Genomic DNA, 22,396 nt, shown 5'->3' with positions numbered 1-22,396 from the left:
CGAAGGAATGTAAGCGCACTGACGCCAAGAGACATGGGAGGGTACGTCATCATAAGCATTGCAGAGATCCATTGTGCATCATAATAACGGAAACGAAAGCCAATGATTTCCATCGGCTTTAGCGAAGCGTACACCCAACTTGGTAATAAAAACAATAAATTCAAAACTATGTTTATAAGTAAGTATAAAAATAATTTTCCCTTCATCACGTAGTGATGTAAACCGTTGATACATCAATGTTTATAGAGGGAGTTTAGTTTAAGTACATTCCTTTACAAAGTTATATAAATAAAGTCGATTTTATGTAGTTAGTTTTATAGCAAGTTTTTTGTAGCTCTGTCTCAAGAAAATTTTAAAGACACAACCCCTGATTTCCTTATTAAAAAAAGATTCAGGGATTGTGAAATTATATGGAAACCGATATTTACGCAGTTTACATTGTACTGATGTCAATCACGAACCGGTACCGAACATCGGATGCTAATACGCGATTGTATGCCTCGTCAATCTGATCAGCTGAAACAATCTCAATCTCTGGTCCAATCTTGTGTTCGGCGCAGAAGTCCAGCATTTCCTGTGTTTCACGAATACTCCCAATCATGGATCCGGAAAAAGATCTGCGCTGACCGAGAAGTGAAAATACATTGAACGATATTGGTTCAACAGGTGCGCCCACATTAACCAATGCGCCGTCCATTTTTAGCAATGAAAGATAAGAATCTATATTAATATTTGCACTTACGGTATTAATAATAATATCAAAAGAGCCGGCTAGCTTTTCAAATGTGTTAGGATCACTTGTAGCATAGTAGTGGCTGGCACCAAGCCGCAATCCATCATCTTTTTTTCTCAGGGATTGAGATAGCACTGTAACTTCAGCACCCATGGCATTTGCGATTTTAACTGCCATATGACCTAGTCCGCCAAGGCCAACGATTGCTACATTTTTGCCTGGACCAGCACCCCAGTGATTCAGTGGAGAATACGTCGTAATTCCTGCGCACAATAATGGTGCAGCAACGTCAAGTTCGATACCGTCAGGAATTCCGAGTACAAAATCCTCTGTTACGACAATATGGGTAGAATAACCTCCTTGCGTATGTTCTCCGTATTTATCTACATCTGCATAAGTAAGGGTATTTCCTTTTAGGCAATACTGCTCCTCACCTTTGCGACAGTTGTCACACTCACCACAGGAATCTACCATACAACCGACTCCCACCCGATCGCCGACATTAAACTTTGTTACTTTGGATCCTACTTGGGTAACAATTCCTGCAATCTCATGTCCCGGAACAAGAGGATAGTGTTCATCTTTCCATTCGCTTCGGGCGTGGTGAATGTCTGAATGGCAAATACCTGAATATTTAATCTCAATCAGTACGTCATGGGGGTAGAGTTCACGGCGATTAATTGTAATAGCATGGAATGAACTCTCCGGACTGGAAACTGCGCGTGCATTAACATTTTTCATTAAAAAACCTCCTCAATCAATTTTTCAAAAATATACTAACGCACGACCTATAATAAACGATCGTTCGATTAAATGCAATTTTAAACACTGGTGCAATTTCTCCAAATTCCCGGCTAACTTTTCAATTGTGGCCTCCTTTGGTGGGTGCTTAACATGGCGCAGAATTTCTTGTGTAGCAAGCTAATAATTTACTAACTAAAATCAGTGAAGGTATTTACGATACTAATTCCATAAGATACTGGTTACAACTTGAGATGACGTTGATGTCGCCTTGACTTTAATCGAACAATCGTTTAGCATTCATCTCATGAGACTAAAAGATGAAAATAAAAGCGAAAATATTTTTTACGCTGCCGTTGAACTAATAAATGAATATGGACTAGCCGAAATTTCTATGTCGAAAATTGCAAAGAAAGCTAATGTATCTTCTTCAACTATTTACGTTTATTTTGAAAATAAGGAGGATATGCTTAACAAGCTGTATTTAAGCGTCAAAAAGAAGATGAGCCAAGCTGTTTTCGACAACTTTGATGATTTATCATTACAAACAGCTTTTGAAAACTGTTTAAGAAAATTGGCTGATTTTATCTTGAACAATAAAAACGACTTTTTATTCATTGAGCAGTTTTCAAACTCCCCTCTTATTCATAAATTGTCACGTAAAGAAGGGACTGAGTTGTTTGATCCAATTCGCAACTTGTTTGAAAAAGGCAAGAAACAAAATGTTTTCAAACAAGTTGATACGCATTTGTTGGTAAACTTTACTTTTGAACCGGTTATGAAATTTGCAAAAGATCATTTTAATGGGCTGGTTGAAATGAATCAGGAAAATCTAAATAAAATTATTCAAATGAGTTGGGATGCTGTAAAAGCTTAGATATCGCATTATAACTTTTTATTCAGAGGGAGAAAAAATCTGATTTCGTTATGGACGGATGAAAAAACGACTTCCTCTGATTTTTTTATGCTTGATATTAATCGAATGATCGTTTATTATAGATCAAGCGCTTCTTTAAAATAAACGATCGTTCGTTTATAAAATCAATTTCAACGGACATTCGATTAAATTATAAAGGTGGTTAGAGAAATGGTTGCTTTTTCTTACTTACAGTAAAGTAACTCCTTTTTATATGAACTAGAGAAGAACTACTCTTTGAAAAGTAAAAAAATTATTAGGAGGAATAGGGTTAGAAATGGATAAAAGAATATGGCTTTTAGCAATTGCTGTCTTTGTCGTTGGTACGGTTGAAATGGTGGTTACTGGCATAATTGATATGATTGGAACGGATCTAAACGTTTCTGTAGCAACCGTTGGACAGCTTCTCACTGTATATTCACTGGTATTTGCCATTGGAGCACCAATTCTTATTACATTAACGTCAAGAGTTGAAAGGAAAAAATTACTCATTATAGCTATGATTGTTTTTTTGGCAGGTAATTTATTATCTATAATGAGTCCGAATTTTGCAATATTAATGGTGTCAAGAATTGTGCAAGCTGCTAGTTGTGGTTTGATTGTTGTTCTTTCACTAACACTGGCAACCAATATCGTATCATCAGAGCTAAAGGGTCGTGCAATTGGTACAATTTTTATGGGAATTAGTGCTTCCATGATGCTTGGCGTGCCGCTTGGAACATGGATTGGTGACTTATGGGGTTGGAGAATGACTTTTGGATTGATTTCAGTTCTTACTGTTATTGTTACATTATTTATGCTGCGTTATTTACCAAAAGCTGCTCCTCAACCAGGTGTACCGCTCTTAAACCAGCTCAAGACGCTGAAGCAGCCCAAGATTTTATCTGCACACTTTATCTCTATTTTGCAAATGACTGGGCAGTTCACAATATACACCTATATCACACCTTTTATGCAGGAAGGAATGAACCTATCGGCATCCACAATTAGTTTGGTTTTACTTGTATATGGTTTAGGTGGGATTTTCGGCGGATGGCTCGGCGGGTGGAGCTCCGATAAATTGGGTGCTTCAAAGACAATCTTGATTACTTTACTGGTACACGCAGTTGTCGTTATGACGCTTCCATTGTCCGCATCCTTGATGATTACATTTGTAGTGGTAGTAGCCGTATGGTGCGCATTCAATATGGCACCAAGTCCTGCTATTCAAAGTTATCTTATCCAAGCGGCTCCGGATACAGCGGATATCCAGCTTAGTTTGAATACCTCGTCATTGCATATCGGGCTCGCATTGGGATCTATGATTGGAGGTTTTGTAATTAATCAATACTCCGTTATGATTAACCCTTTAGTTGGCGGCGTAATCATCCTTTTATCTTTGATTCCAGCTATTTACTCTATGACTAGACGTGGAGAAACGAAAACAGTTACGAACCATCAGAAAGCACTTTAAAGGAGAGATAAAAAATGATTAGACATATCTTTATGTTTTCTATTAAACAGGGAGTAACAGAAGAGCAGCTTGATGAACTTTTAAATGATTATCGTTCACTGTCGGAAAAGGTACCTGAAATAATTCAACTAACAGTTGGAAAAAACCTTGGTTGGTATGATACAAAAACAACAGTGGCTTTAGTGGCGGATTTTGAGGATGAAGAAAATTGGAAAATATTCATGGAAAACCCAGATCATTTAAACATCGGTGCAAATGCATTTGTGCTTTTGGATCCTTCATCCATTAATGTTGTTCAAATCAATGTTTAAAAAATAATCAAAGGTATTTAGGTAATTAGTTAGAAATGAAATGTCCGCCAATAATTAATTAAGGAAAAAATAAAAGTTCAATCTGCTCCTTAACAATTGATCTCTGTTGTTTCAACAGAGATCTTTTCCTTCTTGATTGGACGTTTCGAACTTAAGAAAATTGCTCTATACTCAAGGACTATTTTTATTTATACCTTTAGGGGATATAGAAGAAAATAGTTCCAAGGAAAAATCATATTTAATCTTTAAAGGAGTGAAGTAGATGCTTGCAGCCGTTTTGGGTATTGGAATTGGTGTCAGTTTGGCTGCGCAAACAGCCATCAATTCACAATTAAGGAAGTTTACTGTTTCTCCCTTTTTAGCTTCTATGATCTCATTCATAGTAGCAGCAGTCTTTTTAGCTATCACTACAATAATTAGTGGTTCACCACTAGGTTTATCTTTAAACCTGTTCTCGAGCCAGCCAATATGGATTTGGTTCGGAGGTTTTTGTGGTGTAATTGGACTGACCACAAACATACTCCTATTTCCTAAACTGGGAAGTGTGCAGACATCTGTTATGCCAATCTTAGGAATGGTAGTTATGGGAATGTTAATTGACCATTTTGGCTGGTTTAACTCAATGGAACATTCTTTCGGGATAAATCGAATCTTCGGTGTATTCTTAGTCTTATTAGGCGTATTTTTAGCTGTAGTTGTACAAGAAGTCATGTCTAGACGTCATTCTTTCGTAACAACAAAAGAAAACAAGGTAAACCAATGGCCTTGGCGTTTTGTTGGAATCGGAGCTGGTATGTTAATGTCAATTCAAGCGGCTATCAATGGCCAATTAGGGATAGTGCTGAATTCTCCATTCCAAGCAGCTTTTGTCTCATTCTTTATCGGATCCATTACGCTAATTATTGTAGTAGGCTTAAAAGAGCGTTCTTACGGCAATATTAAGGAGCCAATCAAACAATCAGCTCCTTGGTGGGTATGGATTGGTGGTATTATAGGTGGACTATACGTGCTTATTAATGTTTACCTTGTTGGTCAAATTGGAACCGGGCAGACAGTAGTTATTGCCTTATTTGGTCAGATTGCTGGCAGCCTTCTAGTGCAACAATTTGGGCTATTAAAATCCGTTAAGAACCGAATTGTACCAATTCAAATATTGGGCCTGATTATAATGCTCGGTGGTGTGATTTTAATAAAATTATTTTAAACAGAAAATAACATATTAAATTTATTTCAAGGGTAAATCAATAATTCCTTTCCTAAGAAGCTGTTATATCGATGTTAGGGACCGTCAATAATTTTGTGTAAATGACGAATCCCTTTTCTTGCAGACTGTCATTTAATCAGTGGTTTTAAACACGGCTGCGAGCTCCGCACGGGCCTGGTCAAAACCAATATGGCAGCGGACAGCGAAGCGCTGGTTGTAATCCTCAAATTGTGAAACAAGAAAGCGCTCCAGCGCTTCTTCGTTTGGAAACTGCTCTTTGCGCTTCGTGTATTTCTTGATCTGTTTATTGAACGATTCGATCAGGTTCGTTAAATAAAGGCTGCGCCAAATAGATTTTGGGAAGCCGTAAAACGTAAAGATATACGGGTTTTCAGCCAGTGACTTCGTCACCTTTGGATAAACCGCCTGCCATTTGGAACAGAAGGCTTCCAGTGCCTGTTGTCCCTCTTCGGCACTCTCAGCGCGATAGACGGCTTTGAAGTCCCCGCAGATTTCAGCCCGGTCTGAAACACGGACTTTATGGGCAATGGTGCGGGCAAGATGGACAAGACATGTCTGATACTGAGCATGGGGATAGACATGGAAGATACTGTCCGTGATGCCTTGCAGGCCATCAGAAATAAACAAAAGCACTTCGCCTGCGCCTCTTTCCTTGATATCAAGAAGCAGCTCTTTCCAGACAAATGCCGACCCTGTGGGAGCGATTGTGTAGGCAAGGACTTCTTTTGACCCGTCTTCCCGGATACCGACCGCCAGGTAGACGGCTTCTTTCGAAACCGTTTCACGCTTAACGGCAATGTAGGTGGCATCCAAATATACACAGACATATCGGGCACTAAGAGGACGGCGGATAAAGGCTTCAATCTGTCCCGTCATCGCTTTGGCCATGTTGGAAACTGTCTGCGGTGTGTAATGATGGCCATACATCTTCTCAATCAAATCGGAGATTTCGGTCATCGTGACGCCTTTTTGAAACAAGTGGATGACAAACGATTCGAGCGTGTCATTGGAGCGCCGGTAAGGTGCGATGGTCTGTTGTTTAAATTCTCCATTGCGGTCACGCGAGATCGTTAGCTGGAGATCCCCATATTCGGTGTGCAGCGTGCGGGAATAGGCACCATTGCGGGAATTGCCTGAGTTAAAGCCAATCCGGTTGTATTTCTCGTAATCTAAAAACGCCGTTAATTCGGCTGCAAGCAGTGAATTAACCGCTTTTTCAAGGTGTAAACGAAATACTTCCGTAATGTCTTGTTTTTTTACTAGAGCGTCGACGATATCTGTTGTAAACTGATTCATAGGGAAGACCTCTTTTCTGTGAATTGTGTTGTGGTGATTCAATTCTACAAGAAAAGGTCTTCCTTTTTCTATTTACTCATTTACACAAAATATTTTACGCTCTCCAGATAAAAGAACCGTCAATTAATTAAATTAAGGCGGTTCTTATTATTTGTAACTGAATAATAAAGTTATATAACTTTTTGGATGTACTGTTAAGGAAGATTAAAATAGCAGCGACTCCCTATGTAGACGTACTGTTAATCGGCAGAAAGATTATTCCTGTCCCCTATTATTTCCTCATGTGTTCAGAAAATGTATTGAATACAATAAATTCCTAATATATTCTTTAAGTAGTTCAAATAAAACCTATTCAAGTTTATGTGCTGTGAAGGGATGATAAATCTATGGATAAATCATCGACTGAATTAATAGACGATCTTAGAGTGCTGATAGACAGACTAAAAAAAGATAGCGGGAAAACAGAAAGGCTAATAGAATACTCTCAATTGTTGCTGGGTGATTTTACATTAGTTGTTGAAGATCCCTATGCGCCTACATTAAATGAAGAAAGATGCCGTTTTCTAGAATATCTCCTGAGCATAAGCACCCGGCTTTTAAATTTAGAAACGTTAAAGACTACGCCACGGCAATCTTTTAGAGAGTCCGATCTTCGACATGCCAAGTGGAACAGACATAATCTCTTTAAAATTCTTTTTAACATACATTCCCGACTTTCCGATTTACAAAATAAAGATCCTTTTAACCGGAATGATTTTTCAGATGCAGCTTCTCGCGCAGACCAAATTTATGAGAAAAAAAATTATGACAGGATGGCGGGTGTGCTCATTCTCTTAAACATACATCTACAATTATTAGAAAGGGAAGCTGGTCACTTTCAACCTTCTAATGATTCTCCTCCTGCTGTAAAATTAAGCAGACATAAAACAACTGTTGCTCGAAGCATTCAAAGTGAAGTTATTGATAATGCAGCAAAAACTCTCTCTAAAGAAGAACCTTTAGGAGCAAAGGGAACAGGTTATGGGTGGAAATCGGCAAGAGGTTTTGAATATAATGTGAATTTTTCATCAGAACTATCTAACCGAGCACTCTTACATTTGCAATATGAGAATAAACTTCATAACAAAAGGAGAGAACTGATTCGTTCTAAATGCGGTGCTTGCGGAAGAATACCTGATGATTTTGGAAGATGCGGGTGTAGTTAAAGGAACTTAATCAAAAAACAATCTATCATTTAATCAAGCAGGAATGGTAAAGGAATTTATTTCTACACGGCTGCTATTATGAACGAGCGGCTTGCCAAACAATTGAGAAATAAACTATAAAATTTGAAGTTAAGGATAAAACCCAAGGAAGAAAATCAAAAACTCTAGCAAGGCTGTATCGAGCTTATATCAGTGAGATTGTGGCTATCGTTAATAGTTTTGATACATGCAAGGAAATTAACATTGTTGGAGACTGCGTTTCAGCAATGTTTGCAGGAGAAGGAGAAAATACACCGGTCATAGAAGCATTGCAGGCTGCTTCTATGTCAAATGGTATGATGAAAATTTTGAATGTTAAATATAAGAAAAAGTGGGGAAGCAATTTTAAAGAATTACAAGCGGGTATAGGGGTAGCCTTAGGAAGAGCTTTAGTAATTAAAGCTGGATTCAATGGAAGTGGTATAAAGGATTTGATTTACATGGGTGATGTAGTAAACAGAGCTTCTAAGATGTGCGGACTAGCACACAAAGAATACTCTTGGCCTATATGCGTTACAGAAGGTGCTTATTTAGCTGCCGGCACCTATATTGCAAACTCTGAAACACAAAAAACTTTTCAGGATTATTTGTCTCCAAATTTCCATCCTAAACACGGGACAGTTTACACGGGCAATTTCCACAGAATTTCGATGCAAGAATGGGTTGATGATAATTCATAATAAAACAGCGCTCTTTTTTAAGAGCGCTGTTTTATTATGAAATCTGATACTACTCAAGAGGATATATCATGTTTTAGAAAATAGAACATTTCAAATAACCATTGCATTTAATGCAAATCGTGATTATTGCTAAAAATCTTGAGCGCATGTATAGAGAAGTTTACCGATTATACGGAGATTTTCTTACTGATGAAAAAGGAAACGATACAGGAACAATTTCGTTCGTGGAAATAACTTTATCTCCTACTGCAACAGAAGAATTATATACACCAACAATCAACAGCTGAAAAAAGTTATCACTCGACTAACGTGTGTTTTAATACAACAGGACTGTCAATAGACGGTCTTTTTTAACCCCTTTAGGGTCATAATTTAACAATAAAAACCTAGACTAATTAGTCTAGGTTTTTATTGTTAAATAAATTTCTGAAAAGTTTTTGAATATATTTAGCGTACAAAATACCGCTTATATTGGCCCTTTTTAAAACCGGGTGGTCATGTTGAGAAAAGGACGAGCTTGTGGATATACCTTTCAAATCATAAAGGTTATTTCAATGAAGGAAACCAAATCTTTGATGAAACAAAAATACTTATGAGGGTTAGAACGTCAGGTAATGTCTTTTGTGATTTCTTGCTAAGTGCTCGATCAGAAATTCAGTTATATACATCACTAACACGCTTAGTAATTAGCTATCAAAACAAAAAATATGTCGATTTTATATATAAATTATTATATTATAGGCATATAATACCATTTACTAAAAATAGAAAATGAAAATGAAAACGAAAACCTTATATCATAGGTTTAGCTGTTATTTTAAGAGAGACGAAGAGAAAGAGACTTTAGCATATGTAGATATAATACTTTCCTCTTTTAAAATAAACAGTTTCGTTTATATGTTGTGGAATAATTGAATAAAAGTTACAACGGCAAATTTATCGAGAGGTAAAGACGCAAAACTATAGGGGCTAAAATCTGCGGATTATGCCAGCCAGTTACCGACGATATTAAAAAGACTAATCGGTATTCGTTTAGTCTTTTTTAATGACTTAAAGTATAAATGAGCTACAATCTATCTTTTGATGTTCGGGGGTGCAGTATGGAATCGACGATTGGTTTTGGTGTTGTAATCTTGATTCTGTTAATTATTATCTTTCTTCAAGCCCGTATTCAGAAAAAATGGGCAGGGAAACTGTTGGATCTTAAAAAAAATGAACAGCACTACCAGTCTCTTTATGAGCAGAATCCAGATTTGGTTATAACGTTTGATCTAGAAGGAAACTTTTTAAGCATGAATACAACCATAGAGCACTATGGTTATACACCAGAAGAAATGCTGCATCAATCTTTTATTCCTTACGTTGTGCCAGACCAGCTAGAGAAGACCTTAGAACATTTCCAAACAGCTGCAGAGGGAAAATCAATAACCTATGAGACTGCTATATATGGCAAAAATGGTGAAATTTTTGAAATAAGGGTCACGAATATACCCATCATAGTCAATGATCAAATTGTTGGCGTATATGGAATTCATAAAGATATTACTGTTCTTAATCAAACACAGGCGGCTCTAACAGAAGCCGAGTCTCACTATCGGAACCTGGCAGAGGAATCTGTAGTTGGTATTTATATTATTCAAGATGACATCATTATGTATGTGAATCAAAAAATGGCTGAAATGCTCGGTTACACAAGGGAAGGACTAATTGGATCGAATGTGCTGAATTTTATCCATCCGGAAGATCGAATGATCGTAAATGACAATCTGAGAAAGCGGATGGAAGAGGGGTTTTCAAATGTTCACTATCAATATCGGGCTATAAAAAAAGACCAAACGGTGCTTCATATGGAAGTGCTTGGATCTAAGACAACCTATAAAGGGAAGCCTGCCATAACAGGAACCCTTCTTGATATCACTGCAAGGAAAAAAGCAGAAGAAAAAATTAAATATCTGGCTTATCACGACGACTTAACGGGACTGTCCAATCGGTATCAATTTTATAATCGTTTAAAAAATCATTTGTCTCAGGAAACAACCAAGAATGTAGCTGTTCTTAGTATCGATTTAGACCGTTTTAAGGTTTTTAATGAATCACTGGGGCAGGAAACAGGCGACCGCTTAATACAGAAGGTATCAGACAGGTTAAAAAGCTGTATGGATATTGAGGGAGATGTGGCGCGAAACGGCAGTGATGAATTTCTTGTTTCTCTCTGTAATATGAGGCGAGAAGAAGTGGCCGCAGTGGCGAGGCATATTTTGGACAGCTTTACGGAGCCTTTTCATGTCGATCAGTATGAGCTATATACAACAGCGAGCATTGGCATCAGCTTTTATCCATACGATGGCAAGGATGTCGATACATTAATAAAAAAAGCTGATTTAGCCCTCCATCAAGTGAAACGGACAGGGAAAAATCATTATCGATTCTATGATTCTGGTAAAGCAGAATACACGTATGAAAAATGGGAGATAGAAACCGATCTTCGAAAAGCACTGAAACAAAAGGAACTGCTTTTATATTATCAGCCTAAGGTAGATTTATCTTCAGGTAAAGTGGCTGGAGCAGAAGCACTATTACGCTGGCAGCACCCGGAAAAAGGGCTGGTTTCTCCAGCGACATTTATCCCTCTTGCGGAGGAAACAGGGCTTATTATTCCGATTGGTGAATGGGCTTTATACACGGCATGCGCACAAAATAAGGCCTGGCAGGAAGCGGGACTGCCTCCTATGGTAATATCGGTCAATCTCTCTGTCCGCCAGCTGTATCAGCCTGATTTAATTGCAATGATCAAAGAGATTTTAAAAGAGACAAAACTTTCTCCCGAGTATCTTGAGCTTGAGATTACTGAAAGCATGTTAATGGACATGCAGCAGGGGCTTAAAATTTTAGAGGAACTAAAAAAGATCGGTGTCCAAATCAGTATGGATGACTTTGGCACAGGCTATAGCTCCCTTCATTACTTAAAAATGCTTCCCATCGATAAACTGAAAATTGACCAGTCATTCGTTCGTAACTGTACAGCAGATCCAAATGATGCGGCTATTACGAAAACCATTATCGCGATGGCTCATCAGTTAAAAATGAATGTTGTGGCTGAAGGCGTTGAATCAAAAGAGCATTTGGTGTTCCTCCAGCGACATCTTTGTAATCAGGCCCAGGGGTATTTGTTCAGCAAACCGGTGCCAGCAGCAGAATTAAAACGAAAAATTAATGAAATCGAGCAAATTATTCCGCAAAATGGTATTCCAACAGCAGTATCCAATCAAATGCGGACAGAAGAAGCATTAGAAATCGCCCGCCAAGAGTTAGTGGATACGGTTCGGCAGCAACAAGGGATGATTTTTAAGTTTGTTAAAAAAGACGGGGCCTTTATTCACACCCTATGTGATGGAGAGCTGCTGTATCGACTTGGCTTACTTCCTGAACAAATTACCGGTAAGAAACTAAGTGATTTTCTACCTTTGGAAAGTGCGAAAGAAAAGCATGAATATTACCAGCAAGCCTGGAATGGGCAGGAGCATGTAACATACGAGGGAATCGTAAATGGCATCTATTATGCTGCCTCCTTACGCCCCATCCGAAGAGGCGGACAAGTGGTGGAGGTTATTGGTTATTGGTTCTTGTATTGACATCACCGAAAGAAAACAGGTTGAAGAAGCCCTAAAACGGAGTGAAGCCAATTATCGTCTTATTACAGATAATATGGAGGATTTAATAAGTGTTTTAAATGTGGATGGAACCATTCTCTATGCTTCCCCTTCGCATAAAACGGTACTGGGAAATCCGCCAGAGTTTTACGAAGGGAAATCGATTTTTGACAGGGTTCATCCTGATGATATTTCTGATAGTCAAAAACAATTTCTTCACATGATATCGACTCAAAAACCCAGCCAATTCGAATTCCGAATGACAGATGCGGATGGCGAGTGGGTTTATATGGAATCAAAAAAAACGCCTGTACTTGGTGAAAATGGAGAAATAGAACGTATTATTGTAGTAGCAAGAGACATTTCGGAGCGAAAAAAGACAGAGAAATTTATACAAAAAACAGAAAAGCTGGCTGTTGCCGGTCAGTTAGCGGCAGGCGTTGCACACGAGATAAGGACTCCTCTTACTGCATTAAAAGGTTTTCTTCAATTAATGCAGGATGAATTAAATAATCCTGGGTATACAGATATTATGTTGTCTGAAATCAGCAATGTAGAAAAAGTTGTCAATGAATTTTTAGCATTTGTTAAGCCGCAAATAAGTAAAGTGACTTCAACTGATCTAAACATTCTTTTAGATGATGTAATGACATTAGTCAGTACACAAGCTGCACTGAAAAATACTCAAATCGTAAAGAAAACAGATGCCGAACTGCCAGCTCTCCATTGTGATGAGCATCAAATCAAACGGGTTTTTATCCATATTCTTCAAAACGCTGTGGAAGCCACGTTAAATGGAGGAGTCATCAAAATTCAAACAATGAAGCATGGATCTGACCGTATCAAGTTTAGGTTTATTGATCAAGGTTATGGTATTTCTGAGGAACGAATGAAAAGTATAGGTGAACCATTTTACGGCCTAAGAGAAAAAGGCACGGGAATAGGTTTAATGATCAGCCACAAAATTATCGAAGAACATGGTGGAACCATCCACTTAGAAATTATTGTCAATCAGGGAACCATTGTGGAGGTTATTTTACCACTTAACCAGTCCCTTATTTCCAAAACACAAGACGTTATATTGAATAAAAAACCTTTTAAGTATTAGATAATCCTGAATATTATACTGCAGCCTAATTTTTATGTTTCTTTTAGCTTTATGATTCAAAACAAACTCATTACAATCGTCGATCTTGTTTTATTCATATTTTTCACAGCTTCTAATAAATCTTTTTTTTCTAAATAAAAACATAGTTCCCATTTAATATCTGTATTGGCTCCTATAAAAATCATCACGTCGTCAGTGTCTCCATACACATAATAATCAAAAGAATCTTTTGCAAGGCAGTACAAGGTATCTCCTCCTTGTCATTCGACGTAGAAAGGTTCTCGAAACGAGAACTTTTTATGATTATATATTTTATCAATAAGATGTTAAATAAATAAGAATGAGGTTCGTGATAATGAATAGGGACTGACCCTATAGAGTGAGACAAGTAAAGACACCAATGACTGGAAATATTCCGACATGATTTAATTGATTGATAATGATAAAGGCAAACTTTTCGAAAGGGAAGGACGCAAAGCCACGGGTCTACGATCCTTAAGGATTATGACAGCCGGGTTGCCAAATAAGAGTTTTTACTCCGTATTTGGGCCAATAACTACTTAAGGTGGGATTGGAAAATGCGAGGAAAAATAACTGAATTAAAAAGGAACACTGGGAAGTCTTTTTTGTTGTTGCAAAACTATCTAAATGATTTTGATTCAACCTTAGTATTTGTACAATTCTTACACTCTTTCAAAAGAGAAAATGACCAAGAAGATGGGCTGCCTTTTATTGAATGTATGACATTGCTAAAAGAACATGAACCCAATATATTTCGTTTGTTGAGGAAATGTACAGAAGATGATCCCCTTTTCTCTTTTCTGAGTGTTGTATCTGTAAAACCTCAACAAGCAGCAAGCTGCCTCCAGCCTATTTACGAATGTAAAAGGGGAGAGCGATAAATATGGGAAAAAAGTGGACAGAAAAAGACCTTTATTTTCTGCAAAAGCGTGTGGGTAACTGCTCCCTATCTGCCATCGCCAGACAACTTGATCGAAGTGAGACAGCAGTATCATTGAAATTAAAGAGAATGGGTCTCGGGAATACTAAACACGCTACAGGTCTTTTAACCGGGAGTGAGCTGGCTGAAGCCTTGAATGTGGACAGAAAAACCATATACAATTGGATTCAGTTTTATGGACTGGAAGCCATATCACGTATAACACGCTGCAAACGAAAGTTTCACCTCATTGATGTCCATTCTTTTTGGAACTGGGCAAAACACAATCAGGAGAAAATCGATTTCAGTCTCCTTGAAAAACATGCCCTGCCTCCTGAGCCGGATTGGGTAGAGGAAGCCCGCAAGACTCCTGCAGGTAAAACAATAAAGACTTATACACGCTGGACAACAAAAGAAGTTGAACTCCTTTTAAAATGGAGAGAAGATGGATGGAGTTTTGATGAGATTGCCAAAAAGCTCAATAGAAGCCGAATCAGCGTAGAGCGTCGCTACGCACGTGGAAAATCGTTATTTGATAAAGGAACGTCATCATAGTTTTTTGCTCCCATTAGTTTTATTTCCATTTTATTTTAAATTAAAAGTATGGCTCATTTTAGAATTATTTAGTAACCTTATGTGGATATTTCAAATAACGAGATCTTAGTGCTAATAAAAAATGGCAGCTTTCAGTAAAAAATTGAAAGCTGCCATTTTCATATCTTGCGTGTCTTAAAAATGATTGTTTTTGAGATGTTTTTATGAACAGCTTCTCTATAGCCAAAATCCTATTACTTTTGTGTCTCAAAACATTGCTCATAACCTATGTCTCATTAATTACCTTATTATGTACAGAAACTCGTCCTTTTCTGAACGCGGCTGTTCGGTTCTCAAAAGGGCGCTTTTTTATTGCTTTTTCTGTAACAAACATCTCTCGTACATCTAAGTACACTTTTACGCGAAATTCACTTTGGACGTCAAACATTTTATTGACAAGTAAATAAAGTTTTAAAGAATGAAGCAGCCCAATCTAAGGTAGCTGCTTCATTTTCTTAAAAGGATAAATCTATGGAAAAAGATAATAATAAAAAGACAAACTTTAACCTTTACATAGGGTTGGGGGGTATGGTAAGGTGAGTGTAGAGGAGGTGGCAAGTTGGATAAAATTGAACCGTTTTTAGAAAATGAAGATCAATTGGCTTCTTTAGAAACAGACTCCTGTCGAAAAAGCCACCATTCCGAAAAAACAAAGAAAAATTTAGTTACCCGGTTGAATAGGATTGAAGGGCAGATTCGAGGGATTAAAGGCCTGATTGAAAAAGATGTTTATTGTGATGATGTGATTACGCAGATCTCAGCAACCCAGGCGGCGCTTAATAGTGTGGCAAAACTTCTTCTCGAAGGGCACATGAAAAGCTGTGTGATTGAACGTATCCAAGAAGGTGACCATGAAGTAGTCGATGAGCTCTTAGTTACGATTCAAAGATTGATGAAAAAATAAGCACTCGTATTTGAGGGAGGAAATAAAAGTGGAAAAAACAACTTTGAATGTACAAGGAATGTCATGTGGACACTGCATCAAAGCAATTGAAGACAGTGTGGGTAAATTAGGAGGCGTCAGCTCTGTGCAAGTTGATTTACAGGCAAACAAGGTAGATGTCGAATATGATACAAATCAGGTTTCTATTGAAAAAATTAAAGAAACAATTGATGACCAAGGATATGACATAGTATAAAAATAAAAAACGTGCTAACTAATGGCACGTTCTTTTCGGGAAAAAATATACCCTATATGGGTATGAGGAGTGAGGAAACATGAGTGACAGCGTGAAAGAAACAAGCTTACAGATTTCCGGCATGACCTGTGCAGCCTGCGCTGTGAGGATTGAAAAAGGATTAAATAAGCTTGAAGGCGTAGAAAATGCATCCGTTAACCTAGCGCTAGAAAAATCTCAAATCAAATATGACCCTGCTAAAACCAATGTAGAAGCCATCCAGAAAAAAATTGAGGATCTCGGGTACGGAGTCATCAAGGAAAAGAAAGAGTTTGACATTACAGGGATGACTTGTGCAGCTTGTGCTACCCGTATTGAAAAAGGATTAAATAAGATGGAGGGTGTTGCAAACGCAAATGTAAACTTAGCTCTTGAGCGGGCGAGTGTTGAATATAATCCTTCTGTCCTTTCCCAGTCAGATGTCATCAAAAAAGTCGAATCTCTTGGGTACGGAGCTGCTGTAAAGAGTGACGAAAGTGGACAGGAGAATATCGACCACCGGCAGAAAGAAATTGAACGCCAGACAGGTAAGTTTATCTTTTCAGTCATTCTTTCATTGCCGCTTTTATGGGCGATGGTTGGGCACTTTGAGTTTACATCCGGGCTTTACGTACCAGTAATGTTAATGAATCCATGGGTACAATTGGCATTAGCTACACCCGTTCAGTTTATCATCGGGAAACAGTTTTACGTTGGCGCCTACAAGGCATTAAAAAATAAAAGTGCCAATATGGATGTTCTTGTTGCGCTTGGAACCTCAGCTGCTTATTTTTACAGCGTATACTTGTCTTTTGAATCCATTGGACAAAATGCTCATATGGTTGAGCTTTATTTTGAAACAAGTGCTGTCCTTATCACGTTAATTATTTTGGGCAAACTGTTCGAGGCAAAGGCAAAAGGCCGGTCCTCCGAGGCGATCAAAAAACTCATAGGATTGCAGGCAAAAAATGCGACGGTCGTTCGTGATGGCCAGGAGATGATCATTCCGATTGAAGACGTCCTGCAAGGCGATATTGTTTTTGTAAAACCGGGTGAAAAAGTACCGGTTGATGGAGAAATCATAGAAGGCCGGTCTGCGCTTGATGAATCCATGCTGACCGGGGAAAGCATTCCAGTTGATAAGACGGTTGGAGACCATGTGATTGGATCAACCATTAATAAAAATGGTTTCTTGAAAATTAAAGCGACTAAAGTGGGGAAAGACACAGCTTTAGCCCAGATTATTAAGGTAGTTGAGGAAGCGCAAGGTTCTAAAGCGCCGATCCAGCGTCTGGCTGATGTGATTTCCGGCATTTTCGTGCCGATTGTCGTAGGAATAGCGATTGTAACCTTCCTCGTGTGGTATTTCGCTGTAAGCCCTGGAGAGTTCGCGGAAGCTCTTGAAAAGTTCATTGCCGTATTAGTCATTGCCTGCCCTTGTGCACTTGGTTTGGCTACACCAACTTCCATTATGGCCGGTTCAGGCCGTGCAGCTGAATTTGGGATTTTATTTAAAGGCGGAGAACATCTTGAGACAACGCACCGTTTAGATACAATTATCCTGGATAAAACAGGTACAGTGACAAAGGGAAAGCCATCTTTAACGGATGTTATCTTGGCAGAAGGCATTGAGGAAAACGAATTTCTTGCCCTCGTTGGCACGGCGGAGAAAAATTCAGAACATCCTCTTGCCGAAGCAATTGTTGAAGGTATCAAGGAAAAAGGTATTGAGCTGGGGTCACCCGATACATTCGAAGCTATTCCTGGTTTTGGTATCGAATCGACGGTAAAAGACAAACAATTATTTATCGGTACCCGCAGATTGATGGCGAAGTATAACATCAATGTACAGGATGGCCTAACAACAATGGAGAACCTGGAGAAGCAGGGAAAAACAGCCATGTTAGTAGCTATTGATGGGCGCTATGCTGGGATTGTAGCCGTTGCGGATACCATTAAGGAAACCTCAAAAGAAGCCATTTCCCGCCTTCAGAATATGGGTCTAGAGGTAGTGATGATTACAGGGGACAACACCCAGACAGCCCAGGCGATTGCAAAGCAGGTTGGAATTAAGCAAGTCATTGCAGAAGTATTGCCGGAAGGAAAAGCAGAAGAAGTGAAAAAGCTCCAGCTGGCCGGCAAAAAAGTAGCCATGGTTGGCGATGGGATCAACGACGCACCTGCCTTGACTGTGGCTGATATCGGGATGGCGATTGGTACAGGTACCGACGTAGCCATGGAAGCTGCAGACATTACTCTCATACGGGGAGAATTGACGAGCATTGCAGATGCGATTTTCATGAGTAAGAAGACGATCTCAAATATTAAGCAAAACCTTTTCTGGGCACTTGCATATAACGCCCTCGGTGTCCCAATTGCGGCGGCAGGCTTCTTAGCCCCATGGCTGGCCGGTGCGGCGATGGCGTTCAGCTCTGTATCCGTTGTTCTCAATGCCTTAAGACTGCAGCGGATTAAGTTAAAAGCTTGAACAGGGGTAGAAAGGGGAAATATCTATGAAAAAAAGCATTATGATCTGGGCAGCTTCAGCTGTCTTGTATCTTGGGATAGTTATCGCGGGATACAGCGTATATGCAAGTATAAATCCAAAGGCGGATGAGCACACCGATCATGCAGCAGCGACGGTTCAAGAGAAGGAAAATGTAGATTACTACGTATACCCTACTGGCGTATAGTGATTTTGCCGTATTAAGAAAGAATTCCTTTAAATATCCATAACTTTTTCCGAACTAATGAAAAAAGACAAGGAGAGAATAATGAACGAATCAAAAGAGAAAATGGTGAAACTCGCCGTTAACGGTGGAATATCATTCGGTGCAAAACTAAATGCTAGACAGTTGACTGTGATTGCTGAGCACATGAATGAGGGTGACGAACTGGAGTTAACAACTTTCCAGCAGCTTTATATTGAAGTTCCTGAAAGTAAAGCGGAAGCAGTAAAAGAAACATTTAAGGAAGCGGGACTATCCTGCTATCCAGTAGGAAACTTCGTAAAGAGCTTGAGAACCTGCAATTTTTGCAAAGGGGAAGAAGAGGAAGGAATGCCTGTAGCAAAAGAGTTAAATCACCGCATAGCAGGAAAAGCCGTTCCATTTACCTTAAAGGTTGCTTATACAGGCTGCCCTGTAGGCTGCGGTGAACCTCTGTTAAGTGACCTAGGGATTATGAAAATGAAAGATCATTACAGTTTATATGCTGGTGGAAAAGCAAAGGGGAAAGATGCTGAGGTGGGTTCCCTGCTGGTAGAAAATCTGACGCCAGAAGAGTTATACGAGACTGTAGAAAAGATTATTGATGTCTATTCACAAATGGGGAAAAAACGGGAGACATTCTATAAATTTTTGAAAAGGATAGGCAGAGATCAATTAATAAGTTAGTTCGGATTTCTGTATGTTATCGTGGCAGTGAGATAATTAAGTTAAAGGAAGTGATCGTGATGAAAACTAAACGCATGGCCCTATTTCTTCTTACCTTGGCCCTAACCGTATTTTTAGCAGCCTGTTCCAAAGAAGATAAGGAAAATCAACATGCTGATATGAACCACAATGACAGCCATGAAGGGATGCATGATATGAATCATTCAAGTTCTGGTGAACTGCCAAAGGGATTAAAAGAAGCAGTAAATCCAAAGTTTGAGGTAGGAAGTAAAGCGATGATTCACTCTGATCACATGGAAGGAATGGAAGGTGCTGAAGCAACGATTGTCGGTGCATTCGATACCACAGTTTATACAGTTTCATATACACCGGTAACTGGCGGAGAAAAAGTAACAAACCACAAATGGGTTATCCATGAAGAGATTAAAGATGCCAGCGACCAACCATATGAACCTGGAGATGAAGTGGTTTTAGAAGCAGACCACATGAACGGCATGGAGGGGGCAAAGGCAATAATTGACTCAGCTCAACAAACTACAGTTTATATGGTTGATTACTCATCAACGACTGACGGAGAAAAAGTGACAAATCATAAATGGGTCACAGAAAGTGAACTCTCAGCTGATTAAGAGTACAAAAAAGCATTAGGGAATTATGTGCACTATTTGAATGCATGCTGTTGCCAAGGGCAGAAAATCGTGTCTTTTATACCATACAGGGGTATCCTATACTTAAAAAATCGATGAAATTTGAAGATTAAAAGAGATTGAACTATGTCAACAAATCCACAAACGCTTGCACAGCCTGATCCAAAGCGCTGGAAAGCCCTTGCTTTATTGTGCTTTGCGAATTTCCTTGTAATGATGGATTCTGCTATTATCCAGGTTGCCTTGCCGGCTATTAAAGACGCATTAGGCTATACAGAGGCAAACCTGCAATGGGTAATGAATGCCTTTCTTATTGTGTTTGGTGGACTATTGCTATTGGGAGGAAGATTATCCGATTTATTCGGCCATCGGCGCATTTTTATGTGGGGGGTTTCGATTCTAGCCATAGCGTCTTTATTTGCCGGATTAGCTTGGAACGAATTATCACTTAATGTAGCAAGAGCAGTCCAAGGTGCTGGTTCAGCTTTGATTGCACCGTCAGCACTTTCCATTATTATGATTTTATTTTCTAAAAATAAGAAGGAAATGGGTAAGGCGCTTGCATTCTGGGGTCTTTCTGGAGCGGCTGGCGGCTCCCTTGGTATCGTTCTAGGAGGGGTCATTACACAGTTGCTTAGCTGGCGGTGGACGCTGCTATTCTACGTTCCCGTTAGTATTCTCGTTTTAGTATTGGCACCAAAACTCTTGCAGAAAAGCATGAGAAAAATGGGCCGTATTGATTATGCAGGTGCTGTTTCTGTTACGGCAGCATTGATTCTAATTGTTTATGGCATTGTAACCGCAGAACAAAATGGCTGGCAAGCACTCTCTACTGTATTGCCTTTGGCGATTGGAGCCGTTTTATTCATTGTCTTTATCCTTATACAAGTTTTTAGAAAAGAACCACTGGTGCCGCTTGGCATCTTTAAGACACCAAACTTGGCAGCGGGGAACGTTTCACTTATTTTGCTATCGGCATCTTGGTTTCCGCTTATTTATTTTCTTATTTTATATTTACAGCAGGTGTTGAAATTTGAACCTTTCACGGCTGCAATGGGTATGTTGCCGGCGCCGGTTCTAATGGCTATTTTCATGATTGTTCTAGCTGAAAAAGTAATGGCGAAATTCGGTATGAAAGTTACGATGGTCATTGGCTTTACCATACTCGGCTGTGCAGGGCTTCTGTTTTCAGGAAATACGGTTGATGGAAACTATTGGGGTGATGTGTTTATCCCTCTGCTATTGGCTGCTCTTGGCAATGCACTTGCCTATCTCCCAGCAACTACGGCTGCTGTATCGGAGGCTAAGTCAGAAGAGTCTGGTCTAGCATCTGGTTTATATAATACGACATACCAAGTTGGATCAGCAGTTGGCTTAGCCATCATGGTTTCCATTGCAGCGGCAATTGCGGCCAATACTACAGGGACCCCGGCAGTTGCTTTAAACGAAGGCTATCAACAAGCATTTTTTTGGTGTGGAATAGCAGCTTTTGCAGGAGCCATATTAGCGCTTATATTTGTTCACTCATCAGAGCAAGGAGAAACAAAATCGAATAGATCCGCAACGTTGTAGTCACTATTCTCAGCGATTCAGATTAGGTAAAGAGCGTTTTTAAATAGCTGTTAAACCGAGTTAATGGGCGGGAGAGCAATTCATTTAACTAAGTGCGATTATTGCTATTCACGGTTGTTTATTTACAAATAAAAGCCCGCCTTGAGGCGGGTTCTTTTTGTTGCTAGGAAAACGGATCTTCAAAATTATCGTCAAGTTTTCACCATGCTTTTTTCTTGAGATAAATTGCTCGAAACCTATGTTTCATTAATCACCTATTATGTGCAGAAACTCGTCCTTTTCTGAACACGGCCGCCCGGTTCTCAAAAGGGCACTTTTTTATTGCTTTTTTTGTAACAAAACCCTGTTCATTATTCTATGTTCAATAACTTGTGTCTCAACGGGTTTACGAAATTTGAAGATGTTCAGTTGCTCAAGTTTCTTTGTAACATGGCAGTGGCTTATAACCGGCTTGGCTATCCATTCAAGGCAATGGATTATATAAAGAAAGAAGCTCGAAAACCTTGTTATGTCGGGATTTTCAAGCCTAAAGCTGATATAAATAAATTTTTATATTAATATATATTTATATAAAAATTTATAATAAAACAGACGCTCTCACAAACACTGAGAGCGTAAAATATTTTGTGTAAATGAGTAAATAGAAAAAGGAAGACCTTTTCTTGTAGAATTGAATCACCACAACACAATTCACAGAAAAGAGGTCTTCCCTATGAACCAGTTTACAACAGATA

The 22,396-nt window shown here is 39.0% G+C and carries 20 protein-coding genes and 2 riboswitches; of the genes, 17 read left to right on the top strand and 3 right to left on the bottom strand.

All coding sequences use genetic code 11. The features are described 5' to 3' along the window. Nucleotides 1–433 precede the first annotated feature (433 nt). Entirely contained in the window at nucleotides 434–1,474 is a 1,041-nt protein-coding gene (locus M3221_RS20915; RefSeq protein WP_251273617.1) for an NAD(P)-dependent alcohol dehydrogenase, read from the bottom strand. 307 nt (nucleotides 1,475–1,781) lie between these two features. On the opposite strand from M3221_RS20915, the gene M3221_RS20910 reads away from it, so the two are divergent. From M3221_RS20910 to M3221_RS20895, 4 genes are all read left to right on the top strand, one after another. Then, complete coding sequence (locus M3221_RS20910; protein WP_251273616.1) at nucleotides 1,782–2,351, top strand: TetR/AcrR family transcriptional regulator; 570 nt, start codon at nucleotides 1,782–1,784, stop codon at nucleotides 2,349–2,351. A gap of 316 nt (nucleotides 2,352–2,667) precedes the next feature. Then, nucleotides 2,668–3,843 (top strand): MFS transporter, encoded by a 1,176-nt coding sequence (locus M3221_RS20905; RefSeq protein WP_251273615.1) that lies wholly within the window; start codon nucleotides 2,668–2,670, stop codon nucleotides 3,841–3,843. Between the two features lie 14 nt (nucleotides 3,844–3,857). After that, the gene (locus tag M3221_RS20900; protein WP_251273614.1) at nucleotides 3,858–4,154 is read left to right on the top strand and encodes a Dabb family protein; all 297 of its coding nucleotides are present in this window, start codon (nucleotides 3,858–3,860) and stop codon (nucleotides 4,152–4,154) included. Nucleotides 4,155–4,416: 262 nt separating this feature from the next. After that, complete coding sequence (locus M3221_RS20895) at nucleotides 4,417–5,358, top strand: DMT family transporter (protein WP_251273612.1); 942 nt, start codon at nucleotides 4,417–4,419, stop codon at nucleotides 5,356–5,358. A gap of 132 nt (nucleotides 5,359–5,490) precedes the next feature. Here M3221_RS20895 and M3221_RS20890 read toward each other — a convergent pair whose 3' ends face one another. Next, complete coding sequence (locus M3221_RS20890) at nucleotides 5,491–6,675, bottom strand: IS256 family transposase (RefSeq protein WP_251273611.1); 1,185 nt, start codon at nucleotides 6,673–6,675, stop codon at nucleotides 5,491–5,493. Nucleotides 6,676–7,061: 386 nt separating this feature from the next. On the opposite strand from M3221_RS20890, the gene M3221_RS20885 reads away from it, so the two are divergent. The 4 genes from M3221_RS20885 to M3221_RS20870 all read left to right on the top strand — a co-directional run bounded on the left by M3221_RS20885 (nucleotide 7,062) and on the right by M3221_RS20870 (nucleotide 13,357). Then, a complete protein-coding gene (locus M3221_RS20885) occupies nucleotides 7,062–7,880 on the top strand; it encodes a hypothetical protein (protein ID WP_251273610.1) in 819 nt (272 codons plus the stop codon). A gap of 116 nt (nucleotides 7,881–7,996) precedes the next feature. After that, nucleotides 7,997–8,599 carry an adenylate/guanylate cyclase domain-containing protein gene (locus M3221_RS20880; protein WP_311316159.1) on the top strand — a complete coding sequence of 201 codons (603 nt, stop codon included), beginning with the start codon at nucleotides 7,997–7,999 and terminating at the stop codon, nucleotides 8,597–8,599. Nucleotides 8,600–9,518: 919 nt separating this feature from the next. Further along, nucleotides 9,519–9,603: riboswitch (cyclic di-GMP riboswitch) on the top strand. Between the two features lie 96 nt (nucleotides 9,604–9,699). Continuing rightward, entirely contained in the window at nucleotides 9,700–12,231 is a 2,532-nt protein-coding gene (locus M3221_RS20875) for an EAL domain-containing protein (RefSeq protein ID WP_251273608.1), read from the top strand. Then, nucleotides 12,146–13,357 carry a PAS domain S-box protein gene (locus M3221_RS20870; RefSeq protein WP_251273607.1) on the top strand — a complete coding sequence of 404 codons (1,212 nt, stop codon included), beginning with the start codon at nucleotides 12,146–12,148 and terminating at the stop codon, nucleotides 13,355–13,357. Before M3221_RS20875 ends, M3221_RS20870 begins: the two co-directional genes overlap by 86 nt. Nucleotides 13,358–13,413: 56 nt before the next feature. On the opposite strand, the gene M3221_RS20865 is transcribed toward M3221_RS20870, so the two are convergent. Next, nucleotides 13,414–13,602, bottom strand: a complete 189-nt coding sequence (locus M3221_RS20865; protein WP_251273606.1) for a hypothetical protein — start codon at nucleotides 13,600–13,602, stop codon at nucleotides 13,414–13,416. Nucleotides 13,603–13,794: 192 nt separating this feature from the next. Next, nucleotides 13,795–13,881, top strand: a riboswitch (cyclic di-GMP riboswitch). Between the two features lie 54 nt (nucleotides 13,882–13,935). Between M3221_RS20865 and M3221_RS20860 the strand changes: the two genes are divergently transcribed. From M3221_RS20860 to M3221_RS20820, 9 genes are all read left to right on the top strand, one after another. Next, entirely contained in the window at nucleotides 13,936–14,259 is a 324-nt protein-coding gene (locus M3221_RS20860; protein WP_251273605.1) for a hypothetical protein, read from the top strand. A 2-nt stretch (nucleotides 14,260–14,261) separates the two neighbouring features. Beyond that, a complete protein-coding gene (locus M3221_RS20855) occupies nucleotides 14,262–14,852 on the top strand; it encodes an HTH domain-containing protein (RefSeq protein ID WP_251273604.1) in 591 nt (196 codons plus the stop codon). A 607-nt stretch (nucleotides 14,853–15,459) separates the two neighbouring features. Then, on the top strand, nucleotides 15,460–15,795 hold the full coding sequence (locus M3221_RS20850; protein ID WP_311316158.1) for a metal-sensitive transcriptional regulator: 336 nt from the start codon (nucleotides 15,460–15,462) through the stop codon (nucleotides 15,793–15,795). Between the two features lie 28 nt (nucleotides 15,796–15,823). Beyond that, nucleotides 15,824–16,030 carry a copper chaperone CopZ gene (gene copZ, locus M3221_RS20845; RefSeq protein ID WP_251273603.1) on the top strand — a complete coding sequence of 69 codons (207 nt, stop codon included), beginning with the start codon at nucleotides 15,824–15,826 and terminating at the stop codon, nucleotides 16,028–16,030. Between the two features lie 79 nt (nucleotides 16,031–16,109). Next, on the top strand, nucleotides 16,110–18,536 hold the full coding sequence (locus M3221_RS20840) for a heavy metal translocating P-type ATPase (protein ID WP_251273602.1): 2,427 nt from the start codon (nucleotides 16,110–16,112) through the stop codon (nucleotides 18,534–18,536). Between the two features lie 25 nt (nucleotides 18,537–18,561). Then, nucleotides 18,562–18,741 (top strand): flagellar basal body-associated FliL family protein, encoded by a 180-nt coding sequence (locus tag M3221_RS20835; RefSeq protein ID WP_251273601.1) that lies wholly within the window; start codon nucleotides 18,562–18,564, stop codon nucleotides 18,739–18,741. 81 nt (nucleotides 18,742–18,822) lie between these two features. Further along, the gene (locus M3221_RS20830; RefSeq protein ID WP_251273600.1) at nucleotides 18,823–19,443 is read left to right on the top strand and encodes a nitrite reductase; all 621 of its coding nucleotides are present in this window, start codon (nucleotides 18,823–18,825) and stop codon (nucleotides 19,441–19,443) included. A 59-nt stretch (nucleotides 19,444–19,502) separates the two neighbouring features. Beyond that, nucleotides 19,503–20,072, top strand: coding sequence for a YdhK family protein (locus tag M3221_RS20825; RefSeq protein WP_251273599.1), 570 nt, complete (start codon nucleotides 19,503–19,505; stop codon nucleotides 20,070–20,072). 144 nt (nucleotides 20,073–20,216) lie between these two features. Beyond that, nucleotides 20,217–21,662, top strand: coding sequence for an MFS transporter (locus M3221_RS20820; protein WP_251273598.1), 1,446 nt, complete (start codon nucleotides 20,217–20,219; stop codon nucleotides 21,660–21,662). The last annotated feature ends 734 nt before the right edge of the window (nucleotides 21,663–22,396 follow it).

Origin of the sequence: Domibacillus indicus (genome assembly GCF_023715895.1) — a bacterium.
In the GTDB taxonomy this organism is placed as follows: Bacteria; Bacillota; Bacilli; order Bacillales; family Domibacillaceae; genus Domibacillus; species Domibacillus indicus_A.
Note: the sequence above shows the minus strand (reverse complement) of the source record. Positions and strands in the feature narration are given on the sequence as shown.